Origin of the sequence: Clostridium sp. Cult2, assembly GCF_021655075.1 — a bacterium.
In the GTDB taxonomy this organism is placed as follows: domain Bacteria; phylum Bacillota; class Clostridia; order Tissierellales; family Tepidimicrobiaceae; genus Schnuerera.
Window position 1 is genome coordinate 14,926 of the sequence record NZ_PPXX01000005.1, and the last position, 20,072, is coordinate 34,997.

The following is a 20,072-nucleotide window of genomic DNA, read 5'->3' on the forward strand; positions in this document are numbered from 1 at the left end:
CTTTTTATTTTAGCACATTTTATAATTATCATGCATAGGATAGAACAAGGAAGGTGGTTTTATATGAGAAGAATGAGTGGTTCTAAAATATGCCCTATATTAAGTGCTAAAATTATATCTCAATCAAAAGAAGAACTGCCTGTAATTGTTCAATTAAAAGAAAAGGATAATAGGCTAGAAGATGGAATTATAAATCTGTCTGCAAAAGTTAAAGGACCCTTACCCATAATTAATGGAGTTGCCTGTAACTTAAGTACAGATATCATCTATAGATTGGCAAATAGTCCTGATATTGAATATATTAGTTTTGATTCCAAAGTATTCACCCAATTGGATATAGCTGTTCCAACTATGGGTGGGTATTTCCCTCATGAAAAAGGATTTAAAGGAAAAGGAATAACCGTTGCAGTAATAGATACAGGAGTTGCACCTCATCAAGACTTAACAAGCCCAATTAATAGAATTGTTGGATTTAAAGATCTTGTTAATAATAAATCTACTCCCTATGATGATAATGGCCACGGTACTCATGTGGCAGGGATAATAGGGGGAAATGGCTATTCTTCTAGGGGGAAGTATTCAGGTATAGCTCCAGAGTCTAATATTTTGGCTATTAAAGCTTTAGATAGTGCTGGCAGTGGTAATACCTCTAATATCATTGCTGCCATATCTTATGTAATTGAAACTAAAGAGCAGTATAATACTAAAGTATTGAATCTATCCTTTGGAAGTCCAGCGTCTAGTAATTGCACAAAGGATCCTTTATGTAAAGCTGTAGCTGAAGCAGAAAAAGCTGGAATAATAGTTGTAGCTGCAGCAGGAAACAGTGGCCCTAGCGGAAAGACTATTTTATCTCCAGGTATTAGTCCTAATGTAATTACAGTAGGTGCTATTGATGATAAAAGAACTATAGATTTAACAGATGATGTTATTGCCTCCTTTTCAAGTAGAGGTCCAACAAATGAAGGGTTGTCAAAACCTGATATAGTTGCACCAGGCGTAAATATCAATTCCCTATCTAATACTAATTTAGATGAGTATAAGGCTTTAAGTGGTACTTCCATGGCCACACCTTTCATATCTGGTGCTGTAGCGTTATTATTGAATAAAGAAGCTTCTCTTACTTCTAAGAATGTGAAGAAAAGGTTGATGTCTTCCTGTATAGACTTAAAGGAATCGATAGATTTGCAAGGTGCTGGATTGTTAAACTTAAAATTACTATTTGATGATGGAAAAGATAACTTAACAAATAATACCCCCCCAAAATCTACTGATTTTGGAGGAGAATTATTTGAGAATATTATTATGATTTTAATTATACTATTTTTACTGGATTCTAGGATTTAAAAGGGCGGGCAACCGTCCTTTTGGTATATCGTATTAAATTAAACCATATTTTTTTATTCTATAATGTAATTTTTGCCTACTCATTCCTAATTTTTTTGCAGCTTGAGCAATATTCCCACCACTTGCTTTTAATTCGATTATGATTCTATTTTTTTCTTCATTTTCTATTTTTTCAAAAATATTTTCTTGACATTCACTATAAATCTTGTAATTTTCATCAAAATCAGATGCTAAATTTATGTATTTCGGCAAATGTTTAAAAGTAATTGTATTTTCTTTTATGGCAAAAGTCATTGATGATTCAATACAATGTTTAAGTTGTCTTATGTTTCCAGGCCAACTATACTTATAAAAACATTTCATAACCTGTTCATCAATTCCTATAATATTTTTACCCATTTTCTTATTATAATAATTAATGAAATATTTAATAAGAAGTTCTAAATCATCTAAACGTTTTCTTAATGGTGGAATCGACAAATATACTACAGCTAACCTATAAAATAAATCACTTCTTAACATTCCTTTGTCAATTGATTCAACCGGTTCCATATTACAACTACTAACAAATCGAACATCGATATTTTTTTCCTTGTTTTCACCCAATTTCATTATTTTTTTTTCTTCTACAACCCTGAGTATTTTATTTTGCAGATTTAATGGCATTGAGTTAATCTCATCTAAAAATAATGTGCCACCATTAGCTTGTTCAATTAAACCTATTCTATCAATTGCACCTGTAAATATTCCTTTAGTAGTACCGAAGAGAATGCCCTCTAAAAGGTTCTCAGGTATAGCTGCACAATTTATTGCAATAAATGGGCCCTTGGAGCGATTGCTATTTCTATGAATACTCTGTGCAAACATTTCTTTTCCAGTTCCTGTCTCTCCATAAATTAATATTGATGATTCTGTTTTAGAGGCCAACTTCGCTAAGTTAATATTTTCTAACATTTTATAATTTTGCCCTAATATGTCATCAAAGGAGTAGTATTCTTCTCTATCCAACAAACTATTAATATTACTCTCCTGATTAATTATATTTTCATATAAGATTAACATTTCTTCTGCATATTCTTTATATTTATTAAAATCCTTAGTAATAGCAACAGAACCAATAACTTCATTATTTGCATACAATGGTATACAATTGCAAACTATACTTACAGGTTTCCCATCTTTAGTAATGTAATTTTGATGTTTGTTTAAAATAGCCTTACCTTTTTGAAGTGTTTTTAAAACTAAAGAAGTATCTTTGTTAAGATTATATATATTTAACCAATGTTTTCCCTTAACATCCTCAGAATTACATCCATCTAATTCTGCTTGTGCTGAGTTTATATAACACAAGTTTCCATTAATATCTGCAATATGTACACCATCATCAATTGCATCTAAAGTACTTTCATATAGTAGTCTCATGTATTTTGCTTCATCATATCTTTTAACCAGTTCTAAATCAAATTGACTTTCTGATATAAAGTATACTTCAAATATTGGCCCTTTATTTAATATTGTTTTCTTTCTTACAATAATTTCTTTTTTTAGAGAAGGTATTTTATAGTGAGTATAATCGTCATTATTAATAATTAGATTGGGCATAAGTTTTTCAATATTCAGCCCAATAATCTCTTTCGAATCGCAAAAAATTGTTTTAACTTGCTTATTGCACATTTCAATTATTCCATTAGCATTCGCAATAATAATTCCATCTTGAATATAATTAAATATTTCATACAAAATACTTTCATTACTGAATTTTTCTATATTCATAATTTGTCAACACCTTTTTTATGAATTATATTAATTACTATTTAACAATAAATCGTTCTAGCCATATAACCCTTTATCTTTGTTATGCTTTATATAAGATTTTATCATATTAAAAAAGCAAAACAAGGACATGTCCTTGTTTTGCTATTTTAATGTACTAGTTATAGTTTTAACTTTATTCCAATATTATTATCCAAAGCACGGTTAAATATCTCTCTACCTACAACCATATCGCATACAGCCATTCCTATATTGCTACATACAATTATTTCATCTTTATTCTCTCTGCCCTTTTGTATTCCAGCAATTATCTCGCCTGTTTGTGCATAGATTTTAGGTAGTCCATCAGGGAAGTAACCCATATCTTCAAACAATTTATGTTCTTCAGTACTATCAACTATATACTTATCAGCTTTTTTTGGTATAAGTGGATCCCAAAATGTGTTCAAGTCACAAGGCAAAATAGTTTGCCCTTTTGATATCCATTCATTTTTAACTATAGATAGTGGATCTCTTAATATAACAGTTGCTGAACTTAATACCTCAGATTTTTTTACAACTTCTTCTGGGTTTTTCCCTTTTATTATTTCAACATCAATTCTTGGTTGAACTTCTTTTATTAATTTATCCATAGCTTCTTCTCTATTGTCATAGATGTAAATTTTTTCAAGGTTTTTTAATGTATGTACAACATACTTAACATGTTCTGTTCCTTGTACCCCAGAACCAAACATTCCAAAAGTTTTTGCGTCTTCATGTAGAGCAGCAGCAGCTAATACAGTAACTGCAGGAGTTCTCATAGCAGTTAGCCAAGTTGAATCCATCAATGCTATAGGACATCCTGTCAAAATGTCATTTAATATAAGCAACCCTGTAGTTTGAGGTAGATTAAACTTTGTTGGATTAGAAGGATAACACTCAATCCACTTCACACCTAGAGCCTTTTTAGAAGGAATATATGCAGGCATAGCATGATAGAAGACTTCCTCATAAGGATGAACCCCAATCTTAGCAGGCATTTCATATTCCTTCTTACCATGTGCTACCAATGCGTCCTCAACAAGACTAAGAATATCCTTTTCTGTAATCCCTATATTAATTACTTCATCTTTAGTTAAATATAATATTTCTTTTCCTATTTCAAGTTTACTTGAAACATAATCATGGTCTTTTTTAAATTCCATTTTTTAACCTCCCTTATTTTTGAGTTCTCTAAAAATTTTATAGTAAAGATGTCAAATTAATTATTTATTAAAACATTCCTGTTATTAAAATTATTGCAACCGCTATTGGAATCAAATAGACAACAAATGGTTTCCACCACATAGGTATCATAAATTTTTTTGCACCGATATTTGTTTCTTCTCTGAATCCTTCAAATTTCCATACCTTTGCTGTATATATAGACAATAACAATGCTCCAGCGGTCAAAATTATATTCCCTGAAATATAGTCTGTAAAATCAAAGATATCTTTGTTAATTATTAATATATGTGACCATGGACCTTGTGATAGAACAGATGGAATCGCTAATATAATAATTACAACTATTAAAATCCAAACTGCTTTTTTCTTTTCAATCTTCCATAATGCTGACATCGTTGCAGATAAGGTTTCTATATATGCCATCCCAGTTGTAAATGCTGCTATAACTAATAGGAAAAAGAATAGTGAGCCAAAGAAATTACCGGCAGGTACATGAAGGAATAAATATGGCATAGTCTTAAAAATTAAGCTAGGCCCTACTTCTGGTGATATATCAAATGCAAATAATGCTGGGAAGATAACAAGACCTGCTGTAAAAGCAATCAATGTATCAAAAAATATTACAGTAATACCATCACTAGGTAAATCTGATTCTGGTTTTAGATAACTACCATAGGTAAATCCTGCAGCCATTCCTATCCCTACTGAAAAAAATGCTTGACCTAGGGCAGCTAGAATTGTTGAACCATTAATTTTAGATATATCAGGTGTTAAATACCATTTTAATCCTTCTATTGCACCTGGTAGAGTAATTGAACGAATCGCTAAAAAACCAAGCATTAAAAATAGTGCTGGCATCATAATTTTACTTGCTTTTTCTACCCCCTGTTGTAATCCTCTTGTAACAATTATTCCTAATATTATGGCTGGAGGTATTATATACATTAGTACTTTTAGTGGATTACTTGTAAAATTTACATATATGTTAACTATATCGTTGGCTGTTGCTCCATTAAATTCACCTAAAACCATTTTGACAAAATATGCAAATATCCACCCAATAAGCATTATGTAATACGACATAATTAATAGTGCTGCAATTGAACCAAACCATCCAATTAAAACCCATATACTACCCTTTTTACTTACCTTACGCATTCCCGTTACAGGTTCTAATTGCGATTTCCTTCCTAAACTTAATTCCTGCAAAAATAGAGGTATACAAATTAAAACACAAATTACTATGTAAACTAATAGAAATGCCCCTCCTCCATTCATTCCAACTAAATATGGAAATCTCCAAATATTTCCTAACCCAATTGAAAAACCAGCAGTTGCCATAATGAATCCAAATCTACTACCCCAACTCTCCCGACTTTGTTGATTAATTGATTCGGTTTTTGTTGATTCCATTTTGTCACCTCCAATGATATTTTTTAAAAAATAGCACCTCGAAATCTTTGACTGGCCTCCTTTCTTTCAATTGCTCAATCATTATACTTGCAATCTTTGTGCCATTAAATATGGATATAATCTAAATAATTAATGAAACCTTGTAATATACATGGTTCATTTAACTGAATCTTGTTAATTTTCGATTTAATCAAATCTTTTTATCAATAATCCGCTTAATATTTGTTGGACAATTTATACATTTTTGCCACTTTTGGACTTTTTGGACTTTTTAATAACTTTAAAAGCTATTTTAGCAAGCCCTTCTTGTTAATATTTAAATTCCGATTCTCCCCATCCTTTACCTCTTATATAATCTATGCGATTTTCTAATGAATTAAACTTCTCCATTGCAATGGAAATGTATTGTTCTACTCCTTTCGCTACCTTTGTTGAATATAAGTAATAAGAAATAATTAACCATATTTCAACTTCTTTCAATAAAAAAGAGCCCTAGGGCTCTATGATTAAGTGGTAGTTAAAATAAATTTAGGTTATTATAAATAATGATATTCCTTTAAAAATGCAATAAAAAAAGGAAGGGTACCCTTCCTTTTTATCTCACAAAATTGGCTGGATTTTGGTTACGTCCGTTTTTAAGAACTTCAAAATGAAGATGAGAACCAGTGGACCTACCTGTATTACCAACTTTTGCTATTACCTGACCTTTATAGACCCTATCTCCTCTTCTTACATTTATTGTACTACAGTGGGCATATCTTGTAACATAACCATTACCATGGTCTATTTCAACCAAATTTCCATAACTTCCCTTCCAGCCTGTATAGGTAACCTTACCTCCATCAGCTGCTTTAATAGATGTACCAGCTCTTGCTGCAATATCTAAACCCCTATGCATTCTTCCATTTCTCATACCATATCTAGAAGATACGTAACCTCTTGTGGGCATTAAAAATGCTCCTGTAGCTGCTGTTTTAGGGAGTTCCTTAGTCCCCTGTACAACCAATTCATTAACAGGCTTTTTAATAATTTCTTCTTCTAATATTTCCTTTTCAACTACCATTCCATTGTGTTTAATTATTTTAGCAACATACCCACTTTCACCTTCTGAACCTTTTACTTTTACCTTTTTTTCTGTTTTATACATATTCTTATCGTATTCAATTTTTACTTCATAATCGGTTTTCTCTGTATATTGAACTTCTTCAATAGTTTCTACGGTTAATAAAGATTTAGGTACTAAAAGTTTGATTTCATCGCCTATTTGTAATTTTTCTGGATTTTTATCTGAATTAGCTGCTATTAAATCATCTACAGACATATCATAAATTTTAGCTATAGTCCATAAGCTTTCTCCTACTTCTACTACGTGGGTTTTTATCTCTTCTGAACCTGTTTGAATATATTGTAGCAATTCTTCCTTATCATTCAATTTGTTTAAAGGTATGTCCTTGTTCTCTATCTTTACATCTTCAATAAAACCTATTCTTTCAATTTTACTATTTTCATTTATCCTATCAAAATAAGGGATTTTTATTGCTTCTATTATTTCCTCTAAATCCTCTTTAGTTTTAGCATATCCTATCTCTTCATTATCCACTAGTAAAACATAACCGCTTACCAAAAATGTAAGCCTAGATTTAATATTGGATTTTAACTCTGATGGTGACGCTAATAGATTGTCTTTTGCATGTGTATCTTCGAAGCTTATATCTTTATTTAAGACAATGTCTATATTATATGTATTGGATAATCCTGTTTTTATTTCTGTCAATATATTTAAGGCTTCTTCTTGATTTCTAACTATTCCAACTTCTTCGTCTCCATAGTAGACTACAAAAGCTCTAGTCTTAATCTCGTTAATCTTATATGTGGTTAACAATAAACCTGCTATTACAACTAGCATAATCCCTATTAGGATTCTTTTGAAACTATACCTCTCCATTACCTTACTTTTAATGCTCTTATATATTTCGAAATTTTTGCTATCTACAATGGGTAGGGACTGGGCTTTTAGCCCTGTATCATTTGGTTTATCCATAATTAAAGTACCTCCTGTTTTGGACTAGCTTTATAATAGGCTAATTTTCAAAACCTTTGTAACCTTTTTGTAAACTTTTAATATTAATATGAACCTATTATAACATAGGAAAAATTTATTTCAATACTACAAGCCTGTCTAATATATTTTATTCAATATTCCATTAAATATACCCTTTCCATGAAATTACCATGATATCAACAGATAGATCTACTTAATTAATAACTCTTATAGTATAGATTTTATTTGTTAAGATTTCTTAATAATTTAAGCAATATTTTGTTTGGTTATTATAAATATATTTTAAGTATTTAAGCCTTTATTTATGGAAATACTTCTATTATGCTTTTGATATTCATAATATTTGAAAGAAGGATTAAAAATCAATTTGATGTAATACTTATACAGGAGGTAAATATGCTAGACTGTACTAATAGTAATTATGTTAATACTGATTCTGCTTTTGCTATTTTTGATACTTCTAATCTCATTACAAAATATTTATCAATGGATATTAGTAATAATCAGGATTTAATTATTTTATGTATTGGTACGGATAGATCTACTGGCGATTCTTTAGGTCCTTTAGTTGGTCACAAATTAGCTCCTCATATCCCTTTTTTCAATCAAGTACATTTATTTGGTACTTTAGATGAGCCTGTCCATGCCAAGAATTTAGCAACTACTATTAAAAACATTGAAATACATCATCCTAAATCTTTTATACTAGCTATAGACGCTTCCTTAGGAAATATTGATAAAATAGGCTATATAAATATTAAAAAAGGACCTTTAAAACCTGGTTTAGGAGTAAATAAAAATCTCCCGTCAATAGGAGATATAAGTATTACTGGGGTTGTCAATGTTGGAGGTATGATGGAATATATGGTATTACAGAATACAAGGCTTAGTTTGGTCATGAATATGGCAGATATTATTTCAAAAAGTATTTATAGAGTCCTCTTTAGATTATATCAAAGTAAACCCTATACTGATATTAAGTCTCCCTAAACTAAGCAGTTTTGTTAATCTTTTTTTGTACTATCATTGACATCTTTTATATTAAGTTTAATATGTGGAATAAGATTTTCCTCATACATATATATAATGTTATTTATATCTGTTCCAAACTCCATATCTATATTAATATAATTCTTTTTCCTCTTTTTATCCATAATAAAATCCCTCCTAGTATATAATATTCTACTTCCTAGGCGGGGTTTTATTCATTAACTATTAACTTAACTGTTAGCAATAACAGATAATTTCCCTTTTTGTATGGTAAATAAAGTTTCCTTTTCTATATCTTTAACTTCTCCGTCTATATTTAAGTATGTTTTGTCTTCAGTAATAATCCTAACTTTTTTTGCTTTGAATATTTCCACATGTTTCTTATATTTAATATGTTTTCCTTTAATAAGAGTTGGTAATAATAATAACAGTTTTAATTTTGACATTTTATTTACAACACATACATGAAAATATCCATCTTCTATAATAGCCATAGGTAATATCTTTAATCCGCCACCATAATATTTGCCATTGCCAACTGCTACTAAAAAAATATTTTTCTCAATTATAGTATTATCTATTTCCAATTTAGTATTAATATCTTTAATGCTAATTAAAGTAATTAGTACTCCAATTACATATGCCATTCTAGATTTCAATCTTTTTTTTATTTTTTCAGTGTTTTTAACAACTTCCGAATCAAATCCAATGCTTGCAATATTTAAAAATAAATCTTTATTTACTATTCCTACATCTACTTTTTTATTAGTACCACTAATAATAACATCTATAGCTTCTTCTAAATTAGAAGGTATATTTAATGTCCTAGCTAAATCATTCCCTGTTCCACTAGGAATAATTCCAAGTGTACCTTTTCCAAACTCTAGTATACCTAAGGCTACTTCATTTACTGTACCATCTCCACCTACAGCTACAATTTTATTATATCCTTTATTCAAGCCTTTTTTAGATATATTTATTGCATCTTTTGGTTTTTCAGTTAAAGCAATATCATAATCTATTCCTAAATTTTTCATAAAGTTATCAATTATTGAAACTGATTGCTTAGCTCTTCCACCACCTGCAATTGGGTTAATTATAAAAAGTATCTTGTCCATATGTCCTCCTGATTTATACAGATTTTATACTAAATTCTCCTTTAATTGCTCTATCTATAGCTTGTATTTCTTCTACTGATAGGGGGTATATAGATTTCCCATTCTTTATTGATTTGGCATAACAAGTAGACTGTTCTCTGCCATATATACTCGTTAAAACAAAACCATTTAAAAAATTATCTAAAAATGCAATGGAAAAGCTGAGTTCAGAACCCATGTCTGCAAAGGCATTATATCTAATAAATCCTACCTTTTGTATTGCAAAGGTTAGTTTTGTATCTAGGTTGTCCACTTTTTTATATAAATCTGAAAAATCATTTCTCAATCCCTCTATTTCATATCCATTCTGTAGTAATAATTCTTCAATATTTATTCCATCTGCTCCACGGACTAATTCATTATATTTATGTTTAATTTTAGATATTCTTATTTCGGCTATTAAATATAATGCTAATATAACAAAAAAAGCTACCGAAATACCTAGTATTACTTCTATATTATATATTTCAATAAATTCTCTAACTTGTTCCATATAATTTACTCCTTTCCTATAACTCTTTAGATATCTCTTTGATAGCTTTTATTCCTAATTCAATCTCTTCATGGGTATTAAAAAGACCAAAACTGAATCTAACAACTCCTTGTTCGAAAGTCCCTATTGTTTTATGAGCAATTGGTGCACAATGAAGCCCTGGCCTCACTTCTATATCATAGTTTTGATCTAATATATAGCTAATTTCAGAAGAATCCTCATCCCCAATATTGATTGACACTACAGCACCTTGTTCTTTTATGTTCAATGGACCGTATGCTTTTGCATTTTCAATTTTTGTAACTTCTTCAATAAAGTGTTTAGTTAATTCTTCTTCATGTTTTCTTATGTTGTCCATACCTTCCTGAAGGATGTATTTTACTCCAGCGCCTAGTCCAATAATACCTGGTCCATTTGGTGTTCCACTTTCATATCTATCTGGTGACATATCTGGCTGTTCTAATAGATGAGATACACTGCCTGTCCCGCCTTGATTGATTTCCCTTACTTCTATACCTTCTCTAATATACAATCCTCCAGTCCCTTGAGGTCCTAAAAGACCTTTATGTCCCGGAAATGCTAACATATCTATATTCATCTTTTCTACGTCAATATGGTAGATCCCTGCTGATTGGGCAGCATCTACAAGATAGTAAATCCCATTATCTTTAGAAATTTTACCAATTTGTTCAATTGGCATGATAGTACCTGTTAAATTAGAAATATGAGTAGTTATTATCAACTTAGTATTCTTTTTAATACTTTTTTCTATATCTTTAGGATTTATCCTTCCTACAGTATCTCCTTTTACAATGGTAAGCTCTATTCCATGGCTTTCTAAAGCTTTAAGAGGTCTAAGAACAGAATTATGTTCCATAGATGTGGTTATTACATGATCTCCTTTATTTAATATACCTTTAATTCCAATATTTAAACTTTCCGTACAATTAAATGTAAATATTAAATTCATAGGATTACTTATATTAAATAATTTTGCTAATAGTTCTCTAGTTTCAAATATTTCTCTTCCAAGTCTTAAAGCTAATTTATGACCTGATCTTCCAGGGTTAGCTCCGTATTCTCTCATAACCTTCATAATAGAATCATAGACTCCATCTGGTTTTGGAAAAGAAGTTGCTGCATTATCAAAATATATCAACGAATCCACCTCCACCATTTTATATCCTAATTATATCATATTCTCCCTTATTATAAATAGTTAATGAAATGAAAAAAAGGAGCTCCTAAGAGCATCCTTTACCCTAATCTCTCGTATACTATTTTTAATAGTTTTTCTTTTAGCTCAATTCCTTCTTTTAATAGATTATCTACTTTTTCTTCCATTTTATTTTTAAATTCTTCATCTTTTATGCTAAGTAAATTGATTTTTACATTTAGAAGAGCTCCCTCAAGGCCAGTTGCTGCTAAAAGAGCCCCTACGCCTACGTCTGTAATTGCGTTTACATTACCATAATCTGCAAATACCTTTTGAATCTTTAAAACTTTAAAACATTCTTCAGCACATCTTAATGGTACTTCCAAAGCTATTTTATATCCTTCTTGAATTGCTTCAAATCTGTTTTTCTTTTCTTCATCTGTCTCTTTAGGCAACTTAAAGGCTTCCATAACTTTATCAAAAGCCTTAGTATCTTCATCAACAATATGATTAAGTTTTTCTATACTTTTCTTTAATTCTTCAAAGTTTTGCCTCATTTCTTCTTTTATCTTTTCATCTAACTCTTCATACATCTTTCTACCAATTGTTAAATACCCTACCATTGCTGTTAATGCAGAACCTAGACTACCTGCTAAAGCAGCCACACTTCCTCCCCCTGGAGTTGGTTCTTTAGATGCAACCTTATCAATATAATCTCCTATACTTTCATCCATTAACATCAAACCACCGCCCTTTAGTAATATTATTAGAGATTACTTCCATTCCACCCAATTATATTATAGATTTATTTTATAATCAAGCTAATATCTACTTTACGCCTTCTAAAAAATTTCTTTCATAATCTCTTAATACAGATATTACTTGGGGTGATAATATCAACAAACCAATTACGTTTGGTAAAACCATTAAACCATTAAATAAATCTGCAATTTGCCATACTATATCTACGCTAAGGACAGAACCAAGTACAATAAATAATAATACTATTATCCTATAGGGCCATATACCTTTTGCACCAAATAAATACTTTATATTAGACTCTCCAAAATAATACCATCCAATTATAGTAGAAAATGCAAAGAAAAATAGACTTATTGCAACAAATATAGTTCCAAAATCTCCAAGGCCTATACTAAAAGCCTTTTGAGTCATTTCAATTCCTGTTAATCCTTGTGTATGTGCCCCAGTAGTTATATTAATTAAAGCTGTTATTGTACATATAACCAAAGTATCGAAAATAACACCAAATATAGCTACTAAACCTTGTTCTGCAGGATGATCTACTTTTGCTACAGCATGGGCATGAGGTGTAGAACCCATACCAGCTTCATTTGAGAACAATCCTCTTGCAATACCATACCTTACAGCTTCCTTAACAGTAATACCTACAGCACCTCCAACAGCAGCTCTAGCTGAAAATGCAGAAGTAATTATTATTTTGAAGGCTGGAATAATTTGAGTATAGTTAAGGATTATAATCACAAAACTACCAACTATATATAATATAGCCATAAAAGGCACTACTAATTCTGTAAAAGAGGCTATCCTACTCAATCCACCTGCAAATATAAGACCTGCAAATATAGCTGCTACCACTCCACCTATCCAACTTGGTACATTAAAAGCCGAAGTTAAAGCTACCGCTATTGAATTGGATTGAACCATATTTCCAACAAAACCCAAAGCAATTATAATTGTAATTGCAAAAAATCCAGCTAAAAATTTGCTATTTAATCCTTTCCTTAAATAATAAGCAGGCCCTCCTGTAACCTCTCCATCTATTTTTGTTACATATTTCTGTGCTAAAACTGCTTCCCCAAATATTGTACCCATTCCTAAAAATGCACTAACCCACATCCAAAATATAGCTCCCGGACCACCAGATGCTATTGCAGTTGCTACTCCTGCTAAATTCCCTGTTCCTACTTGTGCTGCTATAGATGTTGCCAATGCTTGAAAAGATGACATTCCATCTTTATCAGCTTTTTCTCCTCTTTTAAACACATTGCCAAATACACGGGCATTAATATCTTTAAATCTACGAACCTGAATAAATCTTAATCTAACAGTATAATAAATACCAGTTCCTAATAACAGGAAAATTAATACTTTGTTCCATAGATTTTCATTTAATATTTCAACTAATTCAATTATACTCACATTACTACCTCTCTTCCTATGTTGTATTTTTAGCAAATATTTCATATAATAACATACCCTTCTAAATTAGCAAAGGTTAAATTTTCTAATTTATTGCTGTTTTTACTTTATTTTTTATTGTTTTTTTAAATTTCCATATTATTATGTACTCATTCTTGTTTTTAATTCTCAAAAAAAAATAGCATTAATATGCTATTTGGACTTTTTATACTATTTTTCCCTTAAAAAAGAATTAATAAATATAAAATATAGGATGATAACAATATTAGCCCTGTAAATCTACCTATTTTTCCCTGAAATATTCCTGTTATTACAAAAACAAAAGCTACAAGCATAGCCATAGGTATATCTAAAAATAATGTTTGTCTGGATATTATCAACTCTTGGTCACTAACTAAAGCTGAAGCTCCAATAATAACAGATACATTAAGTATATTTGCTCCTAATATATTACCCAAGGATATATTCTCCTGATCCTTAAAAATTGCCATTAATGATGTGACCAATTCCGGTAAAGATGTACCTATAGCAAGCAAAGTTAAACTAATTACTTGCTTTGGAATCCTTAAAAAATTTGCAATCTTTACCCCGCTAGCTACCAATATATGAGCTCCAAAGACAATGAAAAATCCTCCAATTATAAATTTCAACAGGTTAATAATAATATCCTTTTTTTTAATTGAAACCCTTTTTATCCTTTTGTTTCCCTTATCTGTTTTTTTATGTTCTAAAATATTTATTATAACGAAAAAAACCACTAATCCAATTAATAAATATCCTTCATTATATGTAATTAGTCCTTCTTTAGACAAAATAAAAAAAATTAATAAATAAGAAATCATCATAATACCCTTTATCCCAAAAAATGAAGATTTGACTTTTATAGGTTTTATTAAAGAACATAACCCCATAATAAAAGCTATATTACATATGTAGGATCCAATTGCATTTCCAACAGCCATTTCAGAAAACCCTTCATTGCTAGCTACAGTGGATACAAAAAACTCAGGTAAAGTTGTAGCAATACTAACAATAGTCGCTCCTATAATAGCTGAGGAAATTCCTGTCCTTTCAGCTACCCATATGGAAGATTCAACAAACAAATCTCCTCCTTTTACTATTAATATCAATCCTATAAAAAAAATTAACAAGACCCATATAATATCCATAATATCCTCCCAAAATATTCCCCGATTTTGATTAGCTATTATTATTTATATAGGGACTAACCCATTAATATTCCATATATGGTTTATTATTTACTATGCTTTCACAATAAATATTGAATAAGAATAGGATATAGTATTAAACTTCAAAGGAGTGCTAACTATGGAGATCTTACTTGTACTAGCTTTGTCTTTGGATGCTTTTGTTGCTAGTATTGCTTATGGTATGAATAAAATTAAAATGCCCTTTGCTTCTATAATAATTATAGATATAGTTTGTGCATCTTTTTTAGCTATATCTATATTTTTAGGAGAATTGATTAAATACTACCTTCCTCCTAAAACTACTTCTGTAATCAGTTTTTTAATTTTCATAGCTCTTGGTATTTATTATCTTTTTGAAGGTATAGTAAAGTCTTTTATCAAGAATAAAACTTTTTCTAAAGAAAGAATTAAAGTCAAACTATTTGACTTTCGGTTAATAATAGATGTCTATATAGATGAAGTTAAAGCGGACTTTGATGATTCAAAAAAACTGAACCCAAAAGAAGCATTATATCTTGCAACTGCTCTCTCTCTAGACTCTATAGCTATTGGTTTTAGTTCTGGCCTTGGTGGTATTAATATTTTACTAATAATACTAATGTCCTTACTATTCCATTTGTTTGCTATTTGTAGTGGTTTGCTAATTGGCGAAAAGCTCGTTGAAAAGTCTAAAATCAATCTATCTTGGTTAACAGGAATTATATTAATTATCTTGGCCTTCTTAAAATTTAAATAACCAACCTAATGGTTGGTTATAAATACATAAATCCTTCCAAAACTATCCTAGCTTGTCCCCCTACTTTTATGCTGTAGAATCCATTATCTTTACTCACTTCACAATAGATTTTGCTAGGTCTCTTTAGAGATTCTCCTTGAATTGATAATATCTCTTTCCCTTTAATATATTTTCCTTTTTTTAAGAAGTAGACTAGACCACCATTTGCAGTACCTGTCGCTGCTTCTTCGTTTATTCCTACTAGAGGAGCAAAATTTCTTGTATATACTTTATCCGAATCCATATAGGGTAAGTGGAAAGCATGAACCCCTGTTACTTCTACCTTGCTAGATAGATGAATTAATTTATTAAAATCAACCTTTAAACTATCTAAAGTCTTTTTATCCTTTAAAGGTAACATTATATCTGGAAGACCTGTAGAGATTATTTCAGGACTAACAAACTTTTCTTCTATGCCTATATCCTTTTTTTCTATGTTAAAACAATCTAATAATAAATCAATATCTTCCACTATACCTAAATCTTTTGGCTTTGATTGTTCCATCATAACCTTCCTAATTTCTCCATTTTTATAATGGATTTCAACCCCTAATCTACCTGCTTTAGTTTCTTGATACACCTTTTTTACTCCCTCCTCTAAAGGAGATATTATTTCTTTAAATGCTAAAGTGTAAAAAGAACCTATAGTAGCATGCCCACAAAGGTCAACCTCACTAATTGGAGTAAAAAATCTCACCTTATAATTATGTTCATCCTTGGGAACTATAAATGCAGTCTCTGAAAGGTTCATCTCATTGGCAATATTTTGCATATCATTCTCTGATAATCCTTTTGCGTCCAATACTACACCAGCAGGATTACCACCAAAAGGTTTAGATGTAAAGGCATCAACTTGGAATATTTTTAATTCCATTGTTATACTCCTTTCCTAAAATGTTTCACGTGAAACACCAGCAGCTATTTTATCATCAATTCTAAAATCCGTTCCAAATCTTCATCCCCATAGAACTCAATCTGAATTGTACCTCCGTTCTTTTTAGGATTTAGTGACACTTTAGTACCTAAAGCTCTCCTAAGTTTCTCCTCTATTTCCTTAGCAAAAAGATCTTTTTTTATTACTTTTCTTTTAGGTTTCTTTTTATTACTATCTTTTACTATTCTTTCAGTTTCACGGACATTTGTTTTATTGTTTATTATAGATTGAGCAACTTTTGACCGTTCTTCTTTATTTTTAATAGCCAATAAAGCTCTACCATGACCACTAGTTATTTCCCCATTGGAAATATAGTCTATAATTTCCTTGTCAAGATTTAACAGTCTTATAGAGTTAGCTATATAAGATCTGCTCTTGCCTATTGCTGAGGCTACTTCTTCTTGCGTCAAATTGTATTCTTCTATTAATCCTTTAAATGCGTAGGCTTCCTCAATTGGATTTAAATCATCTCGTTGAAGATTTTCAATTAATGCTAATTTCATAGCATGTTTATCATCTACTTTTTTAACAATACAAGGTATTTCATTAAGCTTAGCTGCCTTTGCAGCTCTCCATCTTCTCTCACCAGCAATTATTTCATAACCATTCCCTTTTTTTCTAACTACAATAGGTTGAATTACCCCATATTGTTTTATAGATTCAGTTAACTCAGCTAATAACTCCGCATTAAATTCTTTCCTAGGTTGACCTTCATTCGGTGATATAGAGGATATTTTTAAATTTTGGATATTATTTAAATCCGATTCTACATCTAGTAAATCCGCTATTTGCTCATTAGGTATTAAAGCAGCTAACCCCTTCCCTAAGCCTCTTTTTTTTGCTACCATCTAATATCCCGTCACAGTAAACTATTAAAATCTTTTAGTTTTCCAGTAACGGTTTTCACCTCCTTTGTTTATATTGCTTTCATTCTAATAGATATAAAAACTCTTCAGCCAACTCAGTATAGGCCTCCGCTCCCTTTGATTTAGAATCATAATCAATAACAGATAATCCATAACTTGGAGCTTCAGCTAATCTTACATTACGAGGTATAATGGAAGTATATACTTTTCCTTTAAAATATTTTTTTACTTCATCTACAACTTGAATTGATAAGTTAGTTCTACCATCGAACATACTTAAGACAACACCTTCAATTTCAAGTTCTGGGTTTAAACTTCTTTTCACTAACATTATAGTATCTACCAATTGGCTTACACCTTCTAGAGCATAATATTCGCATTGGATAGGCACTAACACACTATGTGAAGCTGATAAACCGTTTATACTCAATAATCCTAAAGATGGAGGACAATCAATTAATACGAAATCATAATTATCTTCAATTTCCTCTAAAGACCTTTTTAAAGCTAATTCTCTTCCTTTCATGTTTATTAGTTCAATCTCTGCTCCAGCTAAATCTACATTTGATGGTATAATATCCACATTTTCTGCAGTAGTTTCTTTTACAATTTGCTTTAAACTAACACCATTAATCAACCCATCATAAACTGATAATTGTAAACTATTTTTATCGACGCCTAATCCGCTAGTAGCATTTCCTTGAGGGTCTACATCTACAATTAGTATTTTTTTATTCAGTTTTCCCAAGGCAGCCGCTAAATTTATTACTGTAGTGGTTTTACCAACACCACCTTTTTGATTAAATATGGTAATTATCCTCCCCATATAATCACCTCGCATATACACTTTTTATACAAATGCTTTATTATATGATATCAGATTAGAAGTATAAAATGAAATAATTTTAGAAATAAAAATAAATGTTTCACGTGAAACATTTATTTTTATTTGAAACCATATCTTAAAATTTAATGATAAACCTCCATTAAAATTGCCCTAAACAGACATAAATTCTATTTTATATGTCCATTCCAGAAAGCATAACAAAGATTTCTACAAGAACCACATAGAAGGTAGCAAAATAATATAACCAGGACCGTTTTGTTTTATTAAGATAAAAAATAACAGCACCAACAATAATTGCTCCAATTACCCACACTAAAACAGGCCAACGATAAAACTGTACTCCTACTTCTGTTAAAACAACTATTAGAGGCATTGTAAAATAAGTTGCCTTGGTGAGATCTTTTAGTGGTCTTGTTAAAACAAACCATGAAAGCAAAAGTACAAAGATAATATATACATAATGCCATGAAAAAGGAATTAATCTTGCGTTGTCAAAATCAGTAACAAATCTCATCACTATCATACTATAAACCATTCTTACAAGACCGGCCAGTATAAATGCCAGATTAAACAATATAAACCCGACTCCAACAATGACAAACATATATAAAATATTTTTTTGCCATGTTTTCAATTTCATCTTATATTCCTTCTTTCTATGATTTCATATAACCCATTTCTAACTCATATTAATATGAATTGAGAAATTCACCAACGACTTGAGCTATTGCAAAGTATATAGCCGCAACACCTAACAAAATACAAACAAATATCAATAACGATTTATCTTTATATTTTATTGTTGCTATTAATCCAGCTATTAAAGAAATAATGGCTGATGCAAGAGCAGCTAATGTCATTATAGCTAAAGGCATATTGTCAAAAAATCTTCCATTGTCATTTTTAGGCAATCTCTGATTTATGGTAATTATATTAATAATAATTACTAAAACAAAAGATATAACTATAAATATTATTGAATTTTTGCCTTGTTTTATCCTGGGCATAAATAATTACTTAACTATTATTATGTTCCTAAAATCATAGTTGATGAAGATTTTATTTCATCAAAACCATTCATTAAATAAAATCTATAGGCTGGAAATTCTTTGATCGTATTTAACATGATAGAATCAATATCTTTATTTTTTAATTCTAATGTGATTTTCTTAATAAGCTGTCTTCCTATTCCTTTTCCTTGCATATCTGGCCTAATACAAATATCCTCTATCTTAAAATAATCTTTCCCAATAGATGGCATAATAATCCCTATTGCAAAACCAATAGTTTGGTGTCCTTTTAACACAACCCAACCAATATAAATATTGTTTAAAGTAAACTTTTTCAAAAACTCCCTAACTTTATCTAAGTCATAGGTTTCATTCCAAGGTTCTTTTGAATAGGCATCACCAAATATATTAACGCAATTATCTATATCCTCTTCTGTCATATTTCTAATCAACAATTTGAATTTCACCTCGCAAAATAAATAAAAAATTTATCCAATTATGGTTTATATCTTCATCTCTCTCTCCTCCAGATTATATTTTTATGATTATATGAATTAATCCGAAGAATTCCTATACCAATCCTATACCAATTTAATAAATTGAACATTTTATAAAGATTGTTCATTAACTGGTAAATTTTTTAAATATTTT

At 30.1% G+C, this 20,072-nt stretch carries 21 protein-coding genes; 3 read left to right on the forward strand and 18 right to left on the reverse strand.

All coding sequences use genetic code 11. The features are described from left to right. The first annotated feature begins 63 nt into the window (after positions 1-63). Positions 64-1,347 (forward strand): S8 family peptidase, encoded by a 1,284-nt coding sequence (locus C3E90_RS00825; RefSeq protein WP_236913652.1) that lies wholly within the window; start codon positions 64-66, stop codon positions 1,345-1,347. 33 nt (positions 1,348-1,380) lie between these two features. Here C3E90_RS00825 and C3E90_RS00830 read toward each other — a convergent pair whose 3' ends face one another. The 5 genes from C3E90_RS00830 to C3E90_RS00850 form a co-directional block, all read right to left on the reverse strand. Further along, on the reverse strand, positions 1,381-3,120 hold the full coding sequence (locus C3E90_RS00830) for a sigma-54 interaction domain-containing protein (RefSeq protein ID WP_236913653.1): 1,740 nt from the start codon (positions 3,118-3,120) through the stop codon (positions 1,381-1,383). A 161-nt stretch (positions 3,121-3,281) separates the two neighbouring features. Further along, a complete protein-coding gene (locus C3E90_RS00835) occupies positions 3,282-4,304 on the reverse strand; it encodes an ornithine cyclodeaminase family protein (RefSeq protein WP_236913654.1) in 1,023 nt (340 codons plus the stop codon). Between the two features lie 67 nt (positions 4,305-4,371). Beyond that, entirely contained in the window at positions 4,372-5,739 is a 1,368-nt protein-coding gene (locus C3E90_RS00840) for a sodium-dependent transporter (RefSeq protein ID WP_236913655.1), read from the reverse strand. A 309-nt stretch (positions 5,740-6,048) separates the two neighbouring features. Continuing rightward, complete coding sequence (locus tag C3E90_RS00845; RefSeq protein WP_236913656.1) at positions 6,049-6,219, reverse strand: hypothetical protein; 171 nt, start codon at positions 6,217-6,219, stop codon at positions 6,049-6,051. A 115-nt stretch (positions 6,220-6,334) separates the two neighbouring features. Continuing rightward, a complete protein-coding gene (locus tag C3E90_RS00850; RefSeq protein ID WP_236913657.1) occupies positions 6,335-7,780 on the reverse strand; it encodes a M23 family metallopeptidase in 1,446 nt (481 codons plus the stop codon). Positions 7,781-8,197: 417 nt separating this feature from the next. Here C3E90_RS00850 and yyaC point away from each other — a divergent pair, with 417 nt between their 5' ends. Further along, on the forward strand, positions 8,198-8,791 hold the full coding sequence (gene yyaC, locus C3E90_RS00855; RefSeq protein ID WP_236913658.1) for a spore protease YyaC: 594 nt from the start codon (positions 8,198-8,200) through the stop codon (positions 8,789-8,791). A 14-nt stretch (positions 8,792-8,805) separates the two neighbouring features. On the opposite strand, the gene C3E90_RS00860 is transcribed toward yyaC, so the two are convergent. The 7 genes from C3E90_RS00860 to C3E90_RS00890 form a co-directional block, all read right to left on the reverse strand. Further along, complete coding sequence (locus C3E90_RS00860; RefSeq protein ID WP_236913659.1) at positions 8,806-8,955, reverse strand: hypothetical protein; 150 nt, start codon at positions 8,953-8,955, stop codon at positions 8,806-8,808. Between the two features lie 66 nt (positions 8,956-9,021). Continuing rightward, positions 9,022-9,909, reverse strand: coding sequence for a diacylglycerol/lipid kinase family protein (locus tag C3E90_RS00865; RefSeq protein ID WP_236913660.1), 888 nt, complete (start codon positions 9,907-9,909; stop codon positions 9,022-9,024). Between the two features lie 13 nt (positions 9,910-9,922). Continuing rightward, entirely contained in the window at positions 9,923-10,441 is a 519-nt protein-coding gene (locus C3E90_RS00870) for a DUF4446 family protein (RefSeq protein ID WP_236913661.1), read from the reverse strand. A 16-nt stretch (positions 10,442-10,457) separates the two neighbouring features. Beyond that, positions 10,458-11,600 carry an aminotransferase class V-fold PLP-dependent enzyme gene (locus C3E90_RS00875; protein ID WP_236913662.1) on the reverse strand — a complete coding sequence of 381 codons (1,143 nt, stop codon included), beginning with the start codon at positions 11,598-11,600 and terminating at the stop codon, positions 10,458-10,460. 98 nt (positions 11,601-11,698) lie between these two features. Then, the gene (locus C3E90_RS00880; RefSeq protein WP_236913663.1) at positions 11,699-12,331 is read right to left on the reverse strand and encodes a cyclodeaminase/cyclohydrolase family protein; all 633 of its coding nucleotides are present in this window, start codon (positions 12,329-12,331) and stop codon (positions 11,699-11,701) included. Positions 12,332-12,425: 94 nt separating this feature from the next. Then, entirely contained in the window at positions 12,426-13,778 is a 1,353-nt protein-coding gene (locus C3E90_RS00885; RefSeq protein WP_236913664.1) for an alanine/glycine:cation symporter family protein, read from the reverse strand. A gap of 221 nt (positions 13,779-13,999) precedes the next feature. Next, complete coding sequence (locus C3E90_RS00890) at positions 14,000-14,947, reverse strand: calcium/sodium antiporter (RefSeq protein WP_236913665.1); 948 nt, start codon at positions 14,945-14,947, stop codon at positions 14,000-14,002. Between the two features lie 160 nt (positions 14,948-15,107). Here C3E90_RS00890 and ytaF point away from each other — a divergent pair, with 160 nt between their 5' ends. After that, positions 15,108-15,725, forward strand: coding sequence for a sporulation membrane protein YtaF (gene ytaF, locus C3E90_RS00895; RefSeq protein ID WP_236913666.1), 618 nt, complete (start codon positions 15,108-15,110; stop codon positions 15,723-15,725). Positions 15,726-15,741: 16 nt separating this feature from the next. Here the strand turns inward: ytaF and C3E90_RS00900 are convergent, their stop codons facing one another. The 6 genes from C3E90_RS00900 to C3E90_RS00925 all read right to left on the reverse strand — a co-directional run bounded on the left by C3E90_RS00900 (position 15,742) and on the right by C3E90_RS00925 (position 19,876). Then, positions 15,742-16,638: a PhzF family phenazine biosynthesis protein gene (locus tag C3E90_RS00900; RefSeq protein ID WP_236913667.1), complete on the reverse strand. Its 897-nt coding sequence runs from the start codon at positions 16,636-16,638 to the stop codon at positions 15,742-15,744. A gap of 44 nt (positions 16,639-16,682) precedes the next feature. Beyond that, positions 16,683-17,546, reverse strand: a complete 864-nt coding sequence (locus C3E90_RS00905) for a ParB/RepB/Spo0J family partition protein (RefSeq protein ID WP_236913668.1) — start codon at positions 17,544-17,546, stop codon at positions 16,683-16,685. Between the two features lie 79 nt (positions 17,547-17,625). After that, positions 17,626-18,390 (reverse strand): ParA family protein, encoded by a 765-nt coding sequence (locus tag C3E90_RS00910; protein WP_236913669.1) that lies wholly within the window; start codon positions 18,388-18,390, stop codon positions 17,626-17,628. Between the two features lie 193 nt (positions 18,391-18,583). Next, entirely contained in the window at positions 18,584-19,051 is a 468-nt protein-coding gene (locus tag C3E90_RS00915) for a hypothetical protein (RefSeq protein WP_236913670.1), read from the reverse strand. A 49-nt stretch (positions 19,052-19,100) separates the two neighbouring features. Continuing rightward, on the reverse strand, positions 19,101-19,418 hold the full coding sequence (locus tag C3E90_RS00920; RefSeq protein WP_236913671.1) for a hypothetical protein: 318 nt from the start codon (positions 19,416-19,418) through the stop codon (positions 19,101-19,103). 20 nt (positions 19,419-19,438) lie between these two features. Continuing rightward, complete coding sequence (locus tag C3E90_RS00925; protein WP_236913672.1) at positions 19,439-19,876, reverse strand: GNAT family N-acetyltransferase; 438 nt, start codon at positions 19,874-19,876, stop codon at positions 19,439-19,441. Positions 19,877-20,072: the final 196 nt, after the last annotated feature.